The following is an 18,846-nucleotide window of genomic DNA, read 5'->3' as shown; positions in this document are numbered from 1 at the left end:
GGGCGGGATCAGACCTGCTCGTCCTCGGGGACGGTGATCACCCAACGGCTGTCCTGCCGCGGGCGCAGGTAGAAGACCCAGTAGAGGCTGGCCAGCACGGTGATGCCGGCGGTGTAGAGCAGGGCCATCTTGTCCTGGCTGTACAGAGTGTAGGCGAGCGCCACGATCACCAGGATCGGCAGGGCCGGCCAGAGCGGCTGGCGCCACGCCGGGGCGTCCTTGTGGTGGCCCTTGCGGGCGAACAGGGCGGCGACGGCGACCAGCAGGTACAGGGCGGCGACGGCGACACCGGTGATGCTGGTCAGGGTGTCCTGCGGGACGAAGCAGAGCACCGCGCCGGGGATGCCGACGGCCAGGGTGGAGATCCACGGGGCCTTGAAGCGGTTCAGGGTGCCGAAGGCCCGGTTGATCGGCTCCGGCCACGCCTTGTCACGGCCGGAGGCGAAGAGCACGCGGGAGTTCTGGATGACCATCACGATGCCGGCGTTGATGATGGCCAGCGCGATGCAGAGGCTGACGAAGGTGCCCACCGAGCTGCCGGCCCAGCCGGCCACCAGGTCGGAGATGTTGCCGTTGGTCAGCGCGGCCAGGTCGGGGGCGCCCACGGTGATCGCGGCGACCGGGACCAGGATGATGACGACCGACAGGCCCAGGGTCCACAGCACGGTCTTGGCGACGTTGGTGCGCGGGTTCTCCAGCTCCTCGGAGAGGTAGATGGCGGTGGAGAAGCCCTGGGTGACGAAGAGCGCGGTGCCCATGCCGGCCATGATCAGCGCGAGGGTGACCGGGCTGGCGCCGCCGTTGCCGTCGGCGACCTGGCCGTGCAGCAGGCTGCCGAGGCCCCGCTCGCTGTTGGCGAAGCCGAGGAAGGAGACCACGGCGCAGGCGATGACCTCGAGGACCAGGAAGATGCCGGTGATCCAGGCGTTGGCCCGCAGGTCGAGCAGACCGGCCACGGTCGCCGCGATCATCACCACGGCGCCGGCGACCTTGGGGTCGACCTGGATGATCGGCGCCAGGTAGTCGGCGGTGCCGATCGCGATCAGCGAGGGCACGATCATCACCACGATCAGCGACTGGATGAAGACCAGCCAGCCGGCGAAGCGGCCCGCCAGGGTGCCGACCATCGCGTACTCGCCGCCGGCGCTGGGGATCAGGGTGCCGAGCTCGGAGTAGCAGAAGGCCACCGCGACGCAGATCAGCGAGCCGATCGCGATGGTCAGGCCGGTGAACGTGCCCAGTGAGTTGAAGAGCTCGGGGACGATCACGAACAGTGAGGAGGCCGGGGTGACACACGACAGGGTGAGCAGCGTGCCGCCCACGACGCCGAGCGATCGGGAGAGCTTCTGCGGGTTCCCGGAGGCTGAACCGGCGCCCTCCGGGGCGGCGACCTGCGGGTGAAGCGTGTCGGTCATGGGGCTTCCGATCGACTGGCGGGGGGTTGGGGGTGGGGAGCGGTATCGCCTCCGAAGGCTTGCCTGGCGGTGTGGTGTTCTCATCGCTCCCGGTTGGCCAGGGTGCCCGTGCGGAATGGTCCAGTCAACGCGGCGGAAGCTACGGAATTCGTTGCGGTGGGCAACATAGTCATGCACCGCCCATGCTAAATCCCGGTAAATTCCGCTTGAATCAAAGGTGCACGCAATGGATGATCTTCGATTCGAAGGGCATCGTCGGGGGCGTCGAGCGGCCCGCAACGCGTCGCGGAGGTACGGGAACCGCAGCTCACCAGCGGAAACCCGAAGATAACGTTCTGGCACCGTCCGGGCGGCGAGATGCCGCGAGGGCCGGGTTCGTCGGAACCCGGCCCTCGTCATTACACCCTGTTACTTGACCAGCGGCGGCTACGGCGTCGGCAGCCAGCCGGTCTGGACGGTCTGGCCGGCCGTGATCCGGCGCGAGACGAAGACGCCCCGGCCCGGGGGCAGCGGCTGCGGCTTGACCGTGCCGAGCAGCGCACCCTCGTTCTTGTCGCCGGAGAGCAGGACGCCCTGGCCGCCGAGCTCGCGCATCCGCTGCATGATCGGCTCGAACAGCGAGCGGCCGGCGCCGCCGGAGTTGCGGGCGATGATGATGCGCAGGCCGATGTCGCGGGCGAACGGCAGGAACTCGGCCAGCGGCGCCATCGGGTTGCCCGACTGGGTCGCGACCAGCTCGTAGTCGTCCACGATCACGAACATGTCCTTGCCGCTGTACCAGCTGCGGTTGCGCAGCTGCTCCGGCGTGACGTCCGGGCCGGGCAGGCGGCGCGAACAGGCGCCGCGCAGCATCTCCACGATCGAGGACATCGCCGGGGCGGCGGCCGCGTACTCCACCAGGTACTCCGGCGGGACGACGCCCAGCAGCGAGCGGCGGAAGTCGCCGACCACGATGCCGGCCTGGTCCGGGGTGTACCGCTCGGTGATCTGCTTGATCAGCATCCGCAGCATCGCCGACTTACCGGACTCGCTCTCGCCGAAGACGATGAACAGCGGGTCGGTCTCGAAGTTCACGAAGACCGGCGCCAGCTCGACCTCGTCGACACCGAACGCGATGCCCAGCTCCGGGTGCTCGAAGCCCTTGGGCAGCGACTGCCCGTCCAGGACGGCGGGCAGCATCCGGACCTGCGGGGCGCGCGGGCCGGTCCAGCCCGCGTTCACCTGGGCGACCAGGTCGGCCACGCCGTCCACCAGGTCCTCGATGCTGGAGGAGCCGTCCATGCGCGGCAGGCCGGACAGGAAGTGCAGCTTGCCGGGGGTCAGACCGCGGCCGGGGATCGGCGGGACGTTCACGGCGACCTTGCGGTCGATCTCGGACTCCATCGAGTCGCCGAGCTTGAGCTCGACCCGGTTCTGCAGCAGGTCCTTCAGCGCCGGGCGGACCTCGGCGTACCGGGCCGCGGTGATGATCACGTGGACGCCGTAGCCGAGACCGCGCTGGGCGATGTCGGCGATGACCGGCTCCAGGACCTCGAACTCCTGCTTGAAGGTCAGCCAGCCGTCGATCATCAGGAAGACGTCGCCGAACTGCTCGTCCGGCAGCTGGCCGGCCGCCCGGCGGGACCGGTAGGTGGCGATGGTGTCGATCCCGGTGGAGCGGAACAGCTCCTCCCGGCGGTTCAGCACGCCGTGCACCTCGCTGATGGTGCGGCGGACCTTCTCCACGTCCAGTCGGCCCGCGACACCGCCGACGTGCGGCAGGTCGGCCAGCGAGCCGAAACCGCCGCCGCCGAAGTCCAGCAGGTAGAACTGCGTCTCGACCGGGGTGTGGGTGACCGAGAAGCCGGCCACGATGGTGCGCACCAGGGTCGACTTGCCGGACCGCGGACCACCGACGATCATGCCGTGGCCGGCGGCGCCGGAGTAGTCCAGCTCCATGATGTCGCGGCGCTGGTCGCGCGGCTTGTCGACGATGCCGACCGGCACCACCAGGCCGCCGTTGCGGCCGTGCGGCGCGGAGAGGCCGCGGTCCGCGGTCACCTGGAGCGGCGGCACCAGCTGGTCGATCGAGGGCGCGGCCTCCAGCGGCGGCAGCCACACCTGGTGGGCCGGCGGGCCCTGGCCGACCATGCGCTCCACGAACACGTCGAGCATGGTCGGCAGCAGCGAGTCGTCCACCTCGGGCGCCGACTCCTCGACGACCTCCTCGACCACCGGCTCGATGACCGGCACCTCGGCGGCGGTGAACAGCACCGGCTGCGCGGTGACCGCCCGCCCGCCGACGACGCGCTGCTGGCCCGGCGCCCGGTAGGCGCCGGAGACGTACGCGGCGCGGAAGCGCTCCATCACGTCGGAGCCGAACTTCAGGTAGCCGACACCGGGGATCGGCGGCAGGTGGTAGGCGTCCGGGACGCCGATCGCGGCCCGCGACTCGGCGGCCGAGAAGGTGCGCAGACCCAGCCGGTAGGAGAGGAAGGTGTCCAGGCCGCGGAGCTTCCCCTCCTCCAGCCGCTGGGAGGCGAGCAGCATGTGCATACCGAGCGAACGGCCGATCCGGCCGATCTGGATGAACAGGTCGATGAAGTCCGGCTTCGCGGTGAGCAGCTCGGAGAACTCGTCGATGATCATCAGCAGCGAGGGCATCGGGTCGAGCGCCGCACCGGCCGCGCGGGCCCGCTCGTACTCGTTGATGTTGGCGTAGTTGCCCGCCGTCCGCAGCAGCTCCTGACGGCGGTTCATCTCGCCCTCGATCGCGTCGCGCATGCGGTCGATCAGGGTGGCTTCGCCCTCGAGGTTGGTGATCACGGCCGCGGTGTGCGGCATCTCCGCCATGCCGGCGAAGGTCGCACCACCCTTGAAGTCGGCGAGGACCAGGTTGAGCACCTCGGAGGAGTGGGTCACCGCGAGCGCCAGCACGATGGTGCGCAGCACCTCGGACTTGCCGGAACCGGTCGCGCCGACGCACATGCCGTGCGGGCCCATGCCCTGGAGCGAGGCCTCCTTGATGTCCAGCCAGACGTACTCGCCGTTCTGGCCGACGCCCAGCGGCACCCGGAGCTTCTCGGCGATCGGCTTCGGCCGCCAGTGCCGGGCCGGGTCGAAGGAGCCCGGGTCGCCGGTGTGCATCATCTCGGTGAAGTCCATCGAGACCAGCGAGGGGTCGCCGTCGTCGTCGCCGGCCGAGGCCCGGAACGGCGCCAACTGGCGGGCCAGCGCCTCGGACTGCCAGCTCGACAGGGCGTCCGGCTTGCCCGGGTAGGAGGCGCCCGAGGCGGCCTCCAGCAGCAGCTCGTCCTTGCCGATGGTGATCACCAGGTGGCCGTTGGGCTCGTCCAGGTCGCCGGGGACGACCTCGATCACGGTCACGCCCTGGACGCCCTCCGCGCCGGCCAGGACCGAGTCCACCGGCACGCCCGCGCCGTCCATGACCACCACGATGTGCGGCTGGTCCGGGGTCGGCACGGAGTCCCGCGAGAAGCCCTTGCGGCCGGCCAGCTCATTGGCCAGCAGCTCCTCCAACTCGCCCAGCCCGGAGGCGATCAGTCGCCGCGAGCCCGCGCCGTCCGCCTCCTTGCGGTGCTGGGTGTGCGGCAGCCACTTCGCCCACTCCCACTCGTCGACCGCACCCGGAGCGGCGGCGACGCCGATCATCAGGTCCTCGGGCGAGTGCAGGGTGGCCAGCTGGGCGATCATCGCGCGCACGTTGCCGTACACCGAGTCCGGGTCGCCGCAGACCGTGATGTGGTAGAAGGCGCGCAGCGAGACCGCCAGCGGCAGGTCCTGGAGCGTCCCGTGGGTCCGGATGAAGGTGCCCATCGCCTCCGCGGCGAGCGGCTCCAGCTCGTCCATCGGCGCGGTCTGCGGAGCCACCAGCGGCGTCGACAGCTGCAGCGGGCCGCGGCCCACCCGGATCTGGGCGAAGTCCGCGTCGGACGGCCGCCGCTCCCACAACCGGCGGCCCTCGGCCACGATCGACCACAGCTGGTCCGGCTCGGGGTGGGTGAACAGCAGGGCGCCGCGCTGCCGTTCGGCGGTCCGGCGGACCTCGCGGCGCTTCTGCTGAAGGTACTTCAGGTAGTCGCGCCGCTCGTCCGCGGTGCCCGCGCTGCCGCCCTTGCGGGCCTTGACGATCTGCGCGACCGCCATCGCCGCGGTGGACGCCACCATCAGCACGCCCATCATCTTCATCGGACCCTGTGCGCCCGGCGAGAAGAAGAACGCCGCGGAGCCGCCCATGCCCAACAGCGGCAGCAGCGACATCATCCAGTCCTCGCCGCCCGCCCGCGGGAGCTCCGGCGGCGGTACCAACTCGACCGGCTGGTCCGGCACCGGGGGCGGGTACGCCCGGGGTGGACGCTTGACCGTCACGACACTCATGCTTGCCCTCACGCATCTGGATACGTACGGGTGAGGGCGCCCCGTGTGATGACGCCGCCCCCGCTCCGCCGACCGCAGGCGCGGGGAGGTCGTCGCAAAACTTCGTACCGCCCCCGTGCGCCTAGCGCAGGGGCAGATCCTACTGGGCACGGTCAACGGCGCACCCTGCGGGGTCCTACCCCAACCCGCCTTGGCCGCCGCGTACATGCGGGCGGTAGGGTGCCGCCTGACTTACCGACACAATCAACGAGGGGGAGAGGGCCGGTGAGCACAAACGCAACGACCGGTTTCTGCCGGGTCACCGTAGTGGCGCCGGACAGCCGGATCGACGTTGCCCTGCCCGAGGACGTCCCGCTCGCGGACATCTACCCGGAGGTCCTGCGCCTCACCGGGCAGAGCCAGATCGACGGCACGCCGACCGGGTTCCATCTCGTCCGCCGGGACGGCACGGTGCTCGACAGCGGCCTTCCGCTGGCCGCCCAACAGGTCCGCGACGGCGACCTGTTGAGCCTGCGACCGTTCGCCGAGTCGCTGCCGCCGGCGGTCTACGACGACGTGGCCGACGCGATCGCGTCCGCCGTCGGGGCCGACCGCCGTTTCTGGAGCCCCGAGCTGATGCGGGCCTTCGGCCTGATCGGCGCCAGCGTCCTGCTGGTCCTGCTGGGCTTCGCGCTGTGGTTCTCGGACCTGCGCCACGACATGCACGGCCTGCCCGGCATCCTGTCCGGCGTCACCGCGATCGTGCTCACCACCTACGCCGGTGTGCGCGCCCGGGTGTACGAGGACCACAACGCCGCCGTCGCGCTCGGCCTCGGCGCGCTGCCGCACGCGCTGATCGCCGGCTCCGGCGTCATCGCGGTGGCGTCCGCCGGGGAGGGCCCGGGCCGGCTGCAGTTCCTGGTCGGCTGCGTCTGCGTGCTGGTGGTCTCCGTCCTGCTGGTCGGCCTGCTGCCGGAGAAGGACTCGATCTTCGTCGCCTCCGCCTTCCTGGCCGCCTCCGGCACCCTGGCCACCTTCGCCGCGGTGCTGATGCCCGGCACCTCGGCCACCAACATCGCCGCCGTCACCGGTGTCGCGGCGGTCGCCGCGGTCGGCTTCCTGCCGGCCCTCTCGGCCCGCTTCGCCCGCCTGCCCGTCGGCTTCAGCGCCCCCGGCCAGACCCGGACCCGCGGCTCCAACTTCGCCGACGAGACCGAGCGCGCCGAGACCGTCCAGTACGAGCGGATCGCCGCCCAGGCCCGGCGCGGCCACGAGGTGCTGGTCGGCCTGGTCGGCGGCTGCGCCGCGACCGTGGTCGGTGCCGTCGCGGTGCTCGGCTTCAGCGACCGCACCTTCGCCGAGCTCCTCGCCCTGGTGATCGGCATCTCGACCATGCTGCGGGCCCGGCTGTTCCGCTACACCGCCCAGGTCTTCGCGCTCACCATCGCCGGCCTGGCCGCCCTGGGCCTGCTGGTCCTCGGCCTGTCGCTGCACACCCCGCTGCACCTGCTCGGCGCCGGCGCCACCAGCGCCGACCTGCGGACGATCTGGCTGTCCACCTCGATCGCGGCGGGCGCGGCGATCCTCACCGGCATCGCGCTGATCGTGCCCCGGGTGGGCGTCTCCCCGTTCTGGGGCCGCATCCTGGACATGGTCGACAGCCTGATGCTGATCTCGCTGGTGCCGCTGACGCTGGCCGTGCTCGACGTGTACAACCTGGTGCGCGGCGCGACCGGCTGATCCGCACTGGTACCCTTGGCCAGTCCGAGTGATGTCAGATCTTGTGTTGCCTACCAGGGTCGGCTCGGTCAAACACCCGAAGGAGATGCCGTGGCTCTCGCCGCTGACGTCAAGAAGCAGCTCATTGCCGAGTTCGGCCAGAAGGAGGGCGACACCGGTTCCCCCGAGGTCCAGGTGGCCATGCTCTCCCGCCGCATCTCGGACCTGACCGAGCACCTCAAGACCCACAAGCACGACCACCACTCGCGTCGTGGCCTGCTGATCCTGGTCGGTCAGCGCCGCCGTCTGCTGCAGTACCTGGCCAAGAAGGACATCGAGCGCTTCCGTACCCTGGTCGACCGCCTCGGCATCCGCCGCGGTGCCGCCGGTGGCGCCCGCTAGTACCGCTCGTAGGGGCGGCTCCCCTTCCCGGGGAGCCGCCCTTCGGCACATCCGCCGCGGGAACGCCGCGGACGCATCCGCCACAAAGAGACGCGCGTGGTGATCCGCCGCTCGGTAGGGTGTGAATTTGTAAGGTAAAGGGCATGCCCGCCCTTGCGGGCCGAATGGCTTCAAACGGAAGCCGCCCGCACCAGGGGAGCGTCCACACGCGACCGCCGACCGGATGGCCGACGAGGCGCCGGTCCTCGGTAGTGGCCGCCGGGAGTCAGCAGACGACCCGGGGGCTTCGATCGAAGACCGGCCCAGACCTGCCCGGGCCACCGGTTCAGCACAGCGCAGGGACGCTCCTCCTGAGACGTACGAAAGAGGAGATCTTCCAGGTGGAAGAGAACGTTTTCTACGCCGAGGCCGTCATCGACAACGGCAGCTTCGGCACCCGCACCATCCGCTTCGAGACCGGCCGCCTGGCCCGTCAGGCCGCCGGCTCCGCCGTGGCGTACCTGGACGACGACACCATGGTGCTGTCGGCCACCAGCGCCTCGAAGCAGCCGAAGGAGCACTTCGACTTCTTCCCGCTGACCGTCGACGTCGAGGAGCGGATGTACGCCGCGGGCCGGATCCCCGGCTCGTTCTTCCGTCGTGAGGGCCGGCCCTCCGAGGACGCGATCCTCACCTGTCGCCTGATCGACCGCCCGCTGCGCCCGTCCTTCGTCAAGGGCCTGCGCAACGAGATCCAGGTCGTCGTCACCGTGATGGCGCTCAACCCGGACCACCTGTACGACGTGGTGGCCATCAACGCCGCCTCGGCGTCCACCCAGCTGGCCGGCCTGCCGTTCTCCGGCCCGATCGGCGGCGTCCGCGTCGCGCTGATCAAGGGCCAGTGGGTGGCCTTCCCGACCCACTCGGAGCTCGAGGACGCGGTCTTCGACATGGTCGTGGCCGGCCGCACCCTGCCGGACGGCGACGTCGCGATCATGATGGTGGAGGCCGAGGCCACCACCCAGACGATCAAGCTGGTCGAGGGCGGCGCCGAGGCGCCGACCGAGGAGGTCGTGGCCGCCGGCCTCGAGGCCGCCAAGCCGTTCATCAAGGTGCTCTGCGCCGCGCAGGCCCAGCTGGCCGCCCAGGCCGCCAAGCCCACCGGCGAGTTCCCGGTCTTCCTGGACTACCAGGACGACGTGCTCGCCGCCCTGACCACCGCAGTCAAGGACGAGCTGGCCCAGGCGCTCACCATCGCCGGCAAGCAGGAGCGCCAGAACGAGCTGGACCGCATCAAGGCGATCGCCGCCGACAAGCTGCTCCCGGAGTTCGAGGGCCGCGAGAAGGAGATCAGCGCCGCCTACAACGCGCTGACCAAGAAGATCGTCCGCGAGCGCGTCATCAAGGACAAGGTCCGCATCGACGGCCGCGGCGTCACCGACATCCGCACCCTGGCCGCCGAGGTCGAGGCCATCCCGCGGGTCCACGGCTCCGCCCTGTTCGAGCGCGGCGAGACCCAGATCCTGGGCGTCACCACGCTGAACATGCTGCGCATGGAGCAGCAGCTCGACACCCTCTCCCCGGAGACCCGTCGGCGCTACATGCACAACTACAACTTCCCGCCGTACTCGGTCGGCGAGACCGGCCGCGTCGGTTCGCCGAAGCGCCGCGAGATCGGCCACGGCGCGCTGGCCGAGCGGGCGATCCTGCCCGTGCTGCCGACCCGCGAGGAGTTCCCGTACGCCATCCGCCAGGTCTCCGAGGCGCTCGGCTCCAACGGCTCCACCTCGATGGGCTCGGTCTGCGCCTCCACCATGTCGCTGCTGAACGCCGGTGTGCCGCTGAAGGCCGCCGTCGCCGGCATCGCCATGGGCCTGATCTCGCAGGAGATCGACGGTGAGACCCACTACGTGACCCTCACCGACATCCTCGGCGCCGAGGACGCGTACGGCGACATGGACTTCAAGGTCGCCGGTACCCGTGGCTTCATCACCGCCCTCCAGCTGGACACCAAGCTGAACGGCATCCCGGCGTCGGTCCTGGCCGCCGCCCTGAAGCAGGCCAAGGACGCCCGCCTGCACATCCTCGACGTGATGAACGAGGCGATCGACACTCCGGACGAGATGTCGCCGAACGCCCCGCGCATCATCACCATCAAGATCCCGGTGGACAAGATCGGCGAGGTCATCGGCCCCAAGGGCAAGATGATCAACCAGATCCAGGAGGACACCGGCGCCGAGATCACGATCGAGGACGACGGCACCATCTACATCGGTGCCTCCGACGGCCCGGCCGCCGAGGCCGCCCGCTCCACGATCAACCAGATCGCCAACCCGACCATGCCGGAGGTCGGCGAGCGCTACCTGGGCACCGTGGTGAAGACCACCACCTTCGGTGCCTTCGTCTCGCTCATGCCGGGCAAGGACGGCCTGCTGCACATCTCGCAGATCCGCAAGCTGGCCGGCGGCAAGCGCGTCGAGAACGTCGAGGACGTTCTGGGCGTGGGCGCCAAGGTCCAGGTCGAGATCGCCGAGATCGACCCGCGCGGCAAGCTCTCCCTGATCCCGGTCATCGAGGGCGAGGAGGGCGGCGAGGCCGCCGCTTCCGAGTGACCTTCGGGTACTGACCCCGCGGCCCGCACGCCCCTCGCGGCGTGCGGGCCGCACCCTGTTGTTCCACCCTTCTTGGAGGTACCCCGGTGGCCCAGGCCTCCGCGGCGAAGCAGCGCCCCGGCACGACCCGGACCCTGCTCAAGGGCGTCGAAGGCGCCGGGACGGTGCGCCGCACCGTTCTCCCCGGCGGCCTGCGCGTCGTCACCGAGACCCTGCCCACGGTGCGCTCCGCCACCTTCGGCATCTGGGTCGGCGTCGGCTCCCGGGACGAGACCCCGGTCCTCAACGGCGCGACCCACTACCTGGAGCACCTGCTCTTCAAGGGCACCTCCCGGCGCAGCGCGCTGGAGATCTCGGCCGCCCTGGACGCGGTCGGCGGCGAGATGAACGCGTTCACCGCCAAGGAGAACACCTGCTACTACGCGCGGGTGCTCGACACCGACCTGCCGCTGGCCATCGACGTGGTCTGCGACATGCTCACCGGCTCGCTGATCCGCCCCGAGGACGTGGAGGCCGAGCGCGGCGTCATCCTCGAGGAGATGGCGATGGCCGAGGACGACCCGGGCGACGTGGTGCACGACCTCTTCGCCAAGACGATCTTCGGCAGCGGCCCGCTCGGCCGCCCGATCCTCGGCACCGAGGAGACCGTCACCGGCCTCACCCGGGACCAGATCGCCGGCTTCTACCACCGCCGCTACCGCCCGGAGAACCTGGTGGTCTCCGCGGCCGGCAACCTCGACCACCGCCGGGTGGTCAAGCTGGTCGAGCAGGCCTTCGCCGCCGTCCTGGCCACGTCCACCGGCCACCCCGCCGAGGTGCGCCAGGGCGTCAAGGCGGTCCGCACCGCCGGCAAGGTGGCCGTCCTCAACCGGCCCACCGAGCAGGCCCACCTGGTCCTCGGCACCCCCGGCGTGCCGCGCCACGACGAGCGCCGCTGGGCGATGGGCGTGCTCAACGCGGCCCTCGGCGGCGGCATGAGCTCGCGGCTCTTCCAGGAGGTCCGGGAGAAGCGCGGCCTCGCGTACTCGGTCTACTCCTACTCGTCCTCGTACGCCGACACCGGCCTGTTCGGCATCTACGCCGGCTGCCAGCCCAAGCGGGTCGAGGAGGTGCTCCGGATCTGCCGCCAGGAGCTCGCCCGGGTCGTCGAGCACGGCATCACCGAGGAGGAGCTGCAGCGCGCCATCGGCCAGCTCTCCGGCTCCACCGTGCTCGGCATGGAGGACACCGGCTCGCTGATGAACCGGATCGGCAAGGCGGAGATCTCCTACGGCCACCACCTCTCGGTCGACGAGATGCTGGAGAAGATGGCCTCGGTGACCCTGGACGACGTCCACGCCGTGGCCCGTGATGTGCTGGGCGCGTACCGGCCCTCGCTGGCCCTGATCGGCCCGATCAACGACCGGCGGGCCGCCAAGCTCGCCGACCTGCTGGTGTGACCCGACCCGTTGGTGTGAGAGGACTCCTGACATGACGCTGCGCGTCGCCGTGATCGGCGCCAAGGGACGGATCGGCGCCGAGGCCGTCAAGGCCGTCGAGGCCGCCCCGGACCTGGAGCTGGTCGCCTCCCTCGGCCGCGACTCCGAGCTCACCGAGCTCACCGACGCCCGCGTCGACGTCGCCGTCGAGCTCACCCACCCCGACTCGGTGATGGCCAACCTGGACTACTGCCTGAGCAACGGCATCCACGTGGTCACCGGCACCACCGGGTGGACCGAGGAGCGCCTCGCCACCGTCCGCGGCCTGCTCGACGCCGCGCCGTCGCTCGGCCTGCTGATCGCCCCGAACTTCTCCATCGGCGCGGTCCTCGGCATGCAGTTCGCCCAGAAGGCCGCCAAGTACTTCGAGTCGGTCGAGGTGGTCGAGCTGCACCACGACCGCAAGGCCGACGCGCCCTCCGGCACCGCGACCCGCACCGCCCAGCTGATCGCCGCCGCCCGCGAGGCCGCCGGCCGCGCCCCCCAGCAGGACCCCACCACGCACGAGCTGCCCGGCGCCCGCGGCGCGGACGTCGACGGCATCCCGGTCCACGCGGTCCGGCTCCGCGGCCTGCTGGCCCACCAGGAGGTGCTCTTCGGCGACACCGGCGAGACCCTCACCATCCGGCACGACTCGCTGCACCACAGCTGCTTCATGCCGGGCATCCTGCTGGGCGTCCGGAAGATTGTCGACCAGCCCGGTCTGACCTTCGGCCTCGAACACTTCCTGGACCTCTGAGATGACCTCCCGCATCGGCTTCTTCCTGCTCGCCGCCGCCCTGCTGGTGGTCTCGCTGATCTGCGTCGGCGAGGGCGTCCAGCTGGTCGCCACCGGCAAGCCGCTCGGCATCGGCATCGGCCTCGGCGCCTTCGTCATCCCCCCGATCGGCGTCTGGTTCCTCTGGCAGACCGTCCGCTTCGGCCGGGCCAGTGAGCGCCTCGCCAAGCAGCTCGAAGCCGAGGGCGGCCTGCCCGTCGACGAACTCCGGCGCACCGCCGGCGGCCGGATCGACCGGGCCAGCGCCGACGCCGTCTTCGCCCGCCGCAAGGCCGAGGCCGAGGCCGCGCCGGACGACTGGCGCGCCTTCTTCCGGCTCGCCGTCGCCTACGCCGACGCCGGCGACACCCCCCGCGCCCGCAAGGCCATGCAGCACGCCATCAAGCTGCACAGCACCACCGAACCAGCCGAACCCGCAAGGAGCACCGCGTGAGCGACGACGACCTGACCCCCGCCTTCCGCAGCGACGTCACGGTCGACCTGGTCCGGAGCGCCGCCGCAGACTCGGACGTGGTCTGGGCCGCCCGGGTCTCCACCGCCGGCGAGCAGTCGCTGGAGGCGCTGCAGCAGGACCCGGAGAAGTCCAAGGGCCTGATCAACTACCTGATGCGGGACCGCCACGGCACGCCCTTCGAGCACAACTCGATGACCTTCTTCATCAGCGCGCCGATCTTCGTGTTCCGCGAGTTCCACCGCCACCGCTCCGGCTGGTCCTACAACGAGGAGTCCGGCCGCTACCGCGAGCTGCAGCCGGTCTTCTACGTGCCCGCCGCCGAGCGCAAGCTCGTCCAGCAGGGCAAGCCCGGCCGGTACGAGTTCGTCGAGGGCACCCCCGAGCAGCACAAGGTCACCGTCGAGGCGATGGAGGACTCCTACCGGAAGTCCTACGAGTCCTACCGCGAGATGCTCACCGCCGGCGTCGCCCGCGAGGTGGCCCGCGCCGTCCTCCCGGTCGGCCTCTTCTCCTCGATGTACGCCACCTGCAACGCCCGCTCGCTGATGCACTTCCTCTCGCTGCGGACCAAGCGCGAGAACTCCGCCGTCCCGTCCTTCCCCCAGCGGGAGATCGAGATGGTCGCCGAGCAGATGGAGCGGCAGTGGGCCGAGCTGATGCCGCTCACCCATGCGGCCTTCGAGAAGCACGGCCGGGTCGCCCCCTGACCTGCGCCGATGCCCATCCGGGCTGACGCGTCGGCATGTCTGGATTGCGGCTTTTGCGGCCGCTCCATACGCTCAGGACACGGATTCCGGTGCTGCTTGAACCCCCGAGCATGCAGCACCGGAATCCCTTGTCCGGCCCCGTCCTCGGGGGGTCAGCGATGTCCAAACCCTGGACCTGGGCGACCGACCCCCACCGCCCTACGAGTACTTTTGGACACATGGCTCCGACCTCCACCCCCCAGACGCCCTTCGGCCGGGTGCTGACCGCCATGGTCACGCCGTTCACCGCCGAGGGCGCGCTCGACCTCGACGGCGCCCAGCGCCTCGCCGCGCACCTCGTGGACTCCGGCAACGACGGCCTGGTGCTCAACGGCACCACCGGAGAGTCCCCGACCACCAGCGACGCGGAGAAGGCCCAGCTGGTACGGGCCGTGGTCGAGGCGGTCGGAGACCGCGCCTGGGTGATCAGCGGAGTCGGCACCAACGACACCCACCACAGCATCGAGCTCGCCCGCCAGGCCCAGGCCGCCGGCGCCCACGGCCTGCTCGCCGTCACGCCTTACTACAGCAAGCCCCCGCAGGAGGGCCTGTACCGGCACACCGTCGCCGTCGCCGACGCCACCGAACTGCCCGTGATGCTCTACGACATCCCCGGCCGCAGCGGCGTCGCGCTCGCCCACGAGACCCTGGTCCGCCTCGGTGAGCACCCCCGGATCGTCGCCAACAAGGACGCCAAGGGCGACGTCGGCGCCGCCGCCTGGGCGATCGCCCGCTCCGACCTCGCCTGGTACTCCGGCGACGACATCCTGACCCTCCCGCTGCTCTCGGTCGGAGCCGTCGGCGTGGTCAGCGTGGTCGGTCACCTGGTCGCCGGCGAGCTGCGCACCATGATCGACGCCTTCACCGCGGGCGACGTGGCCAAGGCGACCGCGATCCACCAGGCACTGCTGCCGGTGTTCAGCGGTATCTTCCGTACCCAGGGCGTCATCCTCACCAAGGCCGCGCTGAACCTCCAGGGACACCCCTCCGGACCGCTCCGGCTGCCCCTGGTCTCCGCCACGGACGAGGAGATCGCCCGACTGACGCAGGATCTCGCCTCCGGCGGGGTACACCTGTAGCAACAACAGACGTGCGCGCCCCGGCTCGCCGGACCCTCCCGGGTCTGCCGCTGGACCGGACCGCAGGCGCGAAGCACTCGGCAGGTAGGTAACCAACGATGGACGCACGCCATATGCCCGCGGGGGAGCCCCCCGGGCATATGGCGTGCGTCGTGAGGAGAGTCTTTTGAGCCACCCGCACCCCGAACTCGGCGCCCCTCCCGCACTCAAGGAGGGCGCCCTCCGCATCACTCCGCTCGGCGGCCTCGGCGAGATCGGCCGCAACATGACGGTCCTCGAGTACGGCGACCGCATCCTGATCATCGACTGCGGCGTGCTCTTCCCCGAGGACGAGCAGCCCGGCGTCGACCTGATCCTCCCGGACTTCACCTACATCCGGGACCGCCTCGACAAGATCGACGGCATCGTCCTGACCCACGGGCACGAGGACCACATCGGTGCCGTCCCGTACCTGCTCCGGGAGAACCCGGACATCCCGCTGATCGGCTCGAAGCTCACCCTCGCCCTGATCGAGGCCAAGCTCGCCGAGCACCGCATCCGCCCCTACGTCCTGGAGGTCGCCGAGGGCGACCGCGAGCGGATCGGCCCCTTCGACTGCCAGTTCATCGCGGTCAACCACTCGATCCCGGACGCGCTGGCGGTCGCCGTCCGCACCCCCGCGGGCATGGTCGTCGCCACCGGCGACTTCAAGATGGACCAGCTCCCGCTGGACGGCCGGCTCACCGACCTCCCCACCTTCGCCAAGCTGGCGGAGGAGGGCATGGACCTGCTGCTGGTGGACTCCACCAACGCCGAGGTCCCCGGCTTCATCCCGCACGAGCGCGACATCTCGGCGGCCCTGCGCAACGTCTTCGCCAACGCGGAGAAGCGCATCATCGTCGCCTCCTTCGCCAGCCACGTGCACCGCATCCAGCAGGTGCTGGACGCCGCGCACGAGTACAAGCGCAAGGTCGCCTTCGTCGGCCGCTCGATGGTCCGCAACATGGGCATCGCGCGGGACCTGGGGTACCTGAAGGTCCCCGGCAACCTGATCGTCGACGTGAAGACCCTGGACGACCTCCCGGACAAGGAGGTCGTGCTGATCTGCACCGGCTCGCAGGGCGAGCCGATGGCCGCGCTGTCCCGGATGGCCAACCGCGACCACCAGATCCGCATCGTCGAGGGCGACACCGTCGTGCTCGCGTCCTCGCTCATCCCGGGCAACGAGAACGCCGTCTACCGGGTGATCAACGGCCTGACCCGCTGGGGCGCCAAGGTCGTGCACAAGGGCAACGCCAAGGTGCACGTCTCGGGCCACGCCTCGGCCGGCGAGCTGCTGTACTTCTTCAACATCTGCAAGCCGAAGAACCTGATGCCGGTCCACGGCGAGTGGCGCCACCTGCGCGCCGCCGCCGACCTCGGCATCGCGACCGGCGTCCCGAAGAACCGGGTCGTCATCGCCGAGGACGGCGTCTGCGTCGACCTGGAGAAGGGCGTCGCCCGGATCGTCGGCAAGGTCCAGGCGGGCTACGTGTACGTCGACGGTTCGTCGGTCGGCGACATCACCGAGGCCTCCCTGAAGGACCGCCGGATCCTCGGCGAGGAGGGCTTCATCTCGGTCTTCGTGGTGGTCGACTCCACCAACGGCAAGATCGTCAGCGGCCCGACCATCCAGGCCCGCGGCTCCGGCATCGACGACGGCGCGTTCACCGCCGTCGCCGCCAAGCTGGAGGAAGCGCTCACCAAGTCCGCGAACGAGGGCGTCCTGGAGATCCGCCAGGTCCAGCAGCTCGTCCGCCGGACGATCGGCAAGTGGGTGGCGGACAACTACCGCCGCCGGCCGATGATCCTCCCGGTCGTCGTCGAGGTCTGACGCGCCGGTCGGCCGATTTGACCTGGGGCAGCTCGGTGCGTAATGTTCTCCGAGTTGCCCCACGGTCGTGCGGCTTCGCCCCGAAATTCGAATTCGTTCGGACGGGGCGGGGAAAACAGGCCGAGAAACTCTGCTAGAGTTCGGGAGCGCCGAAAGGCAAAAGCAAATCGGATCGAAACTCCGGAAAGCGGAGCGGAAAACATCTGATAAGCTGGAAACACGAAAGAACGAAGCGCCCGGAGGGCCCGCTGGAAGGCGGTCCGAAGGAAGTGTCCGTTCCTTGAGAACTCAACAGCGTGCCAAAAGTCAACGCCAGATATGTTGACATCCCCGGCCCCGGATTGTTCTGGGGTTGGAGATTCCTTTTGAAGTAACACTAGCGAGGACGCAGTGCGCGGGGCCGCCTTATTCCGGTGGTTGCCGTGCCGCTCTTTCGTGAAAGCATTCACGGAGAGTTTGATCCTGGCTCAGGACGAACGCTGGCGGCGTGCTTAACACATGCAAGTCGAACGGTGAAGCCCTTCGGGGTGGATCAGTGGCGAACGGGTGAGTAACACGTGGGAAATCTGCCCTGCACTCCGGGACAAGCCTTGGAAACGAGGTCTAATACCGGATATGACCTTCCTCTGCATGGGGGTTGGTGGAAAGCTCCGGCGGTGCAGGATGATCCCGCGGCCTATCAGCTTGTTGGTGGGGTAATGGCCTACCAAGGCGACGACGGGTAGCCGGCCTGAGAGGGCGACCGGCCACACTGGGACTGAGACACGGCCCAGACTCCTACGGGAGGCAGCAGTGGGGAATATTGCACAATGGGCGAAAGCCTGATGCAGCGACGCCGCGTGAGGGATGACGGCCTTCGGGTTGTAAACCTCTTTCAGCAGGGAAGAAGCGCAAGTGACGGTACCTGCAGAAGAAGCACCGGCTAACTACGTGCCAGCAGCCGCGGTAATACGTAGGGTGCGAGCGTTGTCCGGAATTATTGGGCGTAAAGAGCTCGTAGGCGGCCTGTCGCGTCGGATGTGAAAGCCCGGGGCTTAACCCCGGGTCTGCATTCGATACGGGCAGGCTAGAGTGTGGTAGGGGAGATCGGAATTCCTGGTGTAGCGGTGAAATGCGCAGATATCAGGAGGAACACCGGTGGCGAAGGCGGATCTCTGGGCCATTACTGACGCTGAGGAGCGAAAGCGTGGGGAGCGAACAGGATTAGATACCCTGGTAGTCCACGCCGTAAACGTTGGGAACTAGGTGTTGGCGACATTCCACGTCGTCGGTGCCGCAGCTAACGCATTAAGTTCCCCGCCTGGGGAGTACGGCCGCAAGGCTAAAACTCAAAGGAATTGACGGGGGCCCGCACAAGCAGCGGAGCATGTGGCTTAATTCGACGCAACGCGAAGAACCTTACCAAGGCTTGACATACGCCGGAAACGTCCAGAGATGGGCGCCCCCTTGTGGTCGGTGTACAGGTGGTGCATGGTTGTCGTCAGCTCGTGTCGTGAGATGTTGGGTTAAGTCCCGCAACGAGCGCAACCCTTGTTCTGTGTTGCCAGCATGCCTTTCGGGGTGATGGGGACTCACAGGAGACTGCCGGGGTCAACTCGGAGGAAGGTGGGGACGACGTCAAATCATCATGCCCCTTATGTCTTGGGCTGCACACGTGCTACAATGGTCGGTACAAAGGGCTGCGATGCCGCGAGGCGGAGCGAATCCCAAAAAGCCGGCCTCAGTTCGGATTGGGGTCTGCAACTCGACCCCATGAAGTTGGAGTTGCTAGTAATCGCAGATCAGCATGCTGCGGTGAATACGTTCCCGGGCCTTGTACACACCGCCCGTCACGTCACGAAAGTCGGTAACACCCGAAGCCGGTGGCCTAACCCTTGGGAGGGAGCCGTCGAAGGTGGGACCAGCGATTGGGACGAAGTCGTAACAAGGTAGCCGTACCGGAAGGTGCGGCTGGATCACCTCCTTTCTAAGGAGCA

The 18,846-nt window shown here is 69.4% G+C and carries 11 protein-coding genes and 1 rRNA gene; 10 read left to right on the top strand and 2 right to left on the bottom strand.

Features of this window, described 5'->3' with window-relative positions; translation table 11 throughout:
* Positions 1-8: 8 nt before the first annotated feature.
* Together ABEB06_RS13530 and eccCa are read right to left on the bottom strand one after the other, a co-directional pair.
* Positions 9-1,415, bottom strand: a complete 1,407-nt coding sequence (locus tag ABEB06_RS13530; RefSeq protein WP_345697106.1) for an APC family permease — start codon at positions 1,413-1,415, stop codon at positions 9-11.
* 426 nt (positions 1,416-1,841) lie between these two features.
* A complete protein-coding gene (eccCa, locus tag ABEB06_RS13525; protein WP_345697105.1) occupies positions 1,842-5,792 on the bottom strand; it encodes a type VII secretion protein EccCa in 3,951 nt (1,316 codons plus the stop codon).
* 264 nt (positions 5,793-6,056) lie between these two features.
* Here eccCa and eccD point away from each other — a divergent pair, with 264 nt between their 5' ends.
* From eccD to ABEB06_RS13475, 10 genes are all read left to right on the top strand, one after another.
* Positions 6,057-7,511, top strand: coding sequence for a type VII secretion integral membrane protein EccD (gene eccD, locus ABEB06_RS13520; protein ID WP_345697104.1), 1,455 nt, complete (start codon positions 6,057-6,059; stop codon positions 7,509-7,511).
* 90 nt (positions 7,512-7,601) lie between these two features.
* Positions 7,602-7,892: a 30S ribosomal protein S15 gene (gene rpsO / locus ABEB06_RS13515; protein WP_345697103.1), complete on the top strand. Its 291-nt coding sequence runs from the start codon at positions 7,602-7,604 to the stop codon at positions 7,890-7,892.
* Positions 7,893-8,272: 380 nt separating this feature from the next.
* On the top strand, positions 8,273-10,483 hold the full coding sequence (locus ABEB06_RS13510) for a polyribonucleotide nucleotidyltransferase (protein WP_345697102.1): 2,211 nt from the start codon (positions 8,273-8,275) through the stop codon (positions 10,481-10,483).
* 86 nt (positions 10,484-10,569) lie between these two features.
* Complete coding sequence (locus ABEB06_RS13505; RefSeq protein ID WP_345697101.1) at positions 10,570-11,922, top strand: M16 family metallopeptidase; 1,353 nt, start codon at positions 10,570-10,572, stop codon at positions 11,920-11,922.
* A gap of 31 nt (positions 11,923-11,953) precedes the next feature.
* Positions 11,954-12,700, top strand: a complete 747-nt coding sequence (gene dapB / locus ABEB06_RS13500; RefSeq protein WP_345697100.1) for a 4-hydroxy-tetrahydrodipicolinate reductase — start codon at positions 11,954-11,956, stop codon at positions 12,698-12,700.
* A 1-nt stretch (position 12,701) separates the two neighbouring features.
* Positions 12,702-13,172 (top strand): tetratricopeptide repeat protein, encoded by a 471-nt coding sequence (locus ABEB06_RS13495; protein ID WP_345697099.1) that lies wholly within the window; start codon positions 12,702-12,704, stop codon positions 13,170-13,172.
* Entirely contained in the window at positions 13,169-13,900 is a 732-nt protein-coding gene (gene thyX, locus ABEB06_RS13490) for an FAD-dependent thymidylate synthase (protein WP_345697098.1), read from the top strand. The genes ABEB06_RS13495 and thyX overlap by 4 nt, the downstream gene beginning before the upstream one ends.
* Positions 13,901-14,118: 218 nt before the next feature.
* Positions 14,119-15,018 (top strand): 4-hydroxy-tetrahydrodipicolinate synthase, encoded by a 900-nt coding sequence (gene dapA / locus ABEB06_RS13485; protein WP_345697097.1) that lies wholly within the window; start codon positions 14,119-14,121, stop codon positions 15,016-15,018.
* 166 nt (positions 15,019-15,184) lie between these two features.
* Positions 15,185-16,870 (top strand): ribonuclease J, encoded by a 1,686-nt coding sequence (locus ABEB06_RS13480; RefSeq protein ID WP_345697096.1) that lies wholly within the window; start codon positions 15,185-15,187, stop codon positions 16,868-16,870.
* 444 nt (positions 16,871-17,314) lie between these two features.
* Positions 17,315-18,836: ribosomal RNA gene (locus ABEB06_RS13475) — 16S ribosomal RNA — on the top strand.
* Positions 18,837-18,846 lie beyond the last annotated feature (10 nt).

Origin of the sequence: Kitasatospora terrestris (genome assembly GCF_039542905.1) — a bacterium.
Classification (GTDB): Bacteria; Actinomycetota; Actinomycetes; order Streptomycetales; family Streptomycetaceae; genus Kitasatospora; species Kitasatospora terrestris.
The sequence above is the reverse complement of the archived record's forward strand: the minus strand, read 5'-3'. Positions and strand labels throughout refer to the sequence as shown.

Bases quoted from the DNA above. Each gene is read 5' to 3' on its own strand.
- dapB (WP_345697100.1), top strand. From the start codon at position 11,954: ATGACGCTGCGCGTCGCCGTGATCGGCGCCAAGGGACGGATCGGCGCC.
- dapA (WP_345697097.1), top strand. From the start codon at position 14,119: ATGGCTCCGACCTCCACCCCCCAGACGCCCTTCGGCCGGGTGCTGACC.
- eccCa (WP_345697105.1), bottom strand. From the start codon at position 5,792: ATGAGTGTCGTGACGGTCAAGCGTCCACCCCGGGCGTACCCGCCCCCG.
- ABEB06_RS13530 (WP_345697106.1), bottom strand. From the start codon at position 1,415: ATGACCGACACGCTTCACCCGCAGGTCGCCGCCCCGGAGGGCGCCGGT.
- ABEB06_RS13495 (WP_345697099.1), top strand. From the start codon at position 12,702: ATGACCTCCCGCATCGGCTTCTTCCTGCTCGCCGCCGCCCTGCTGGTG.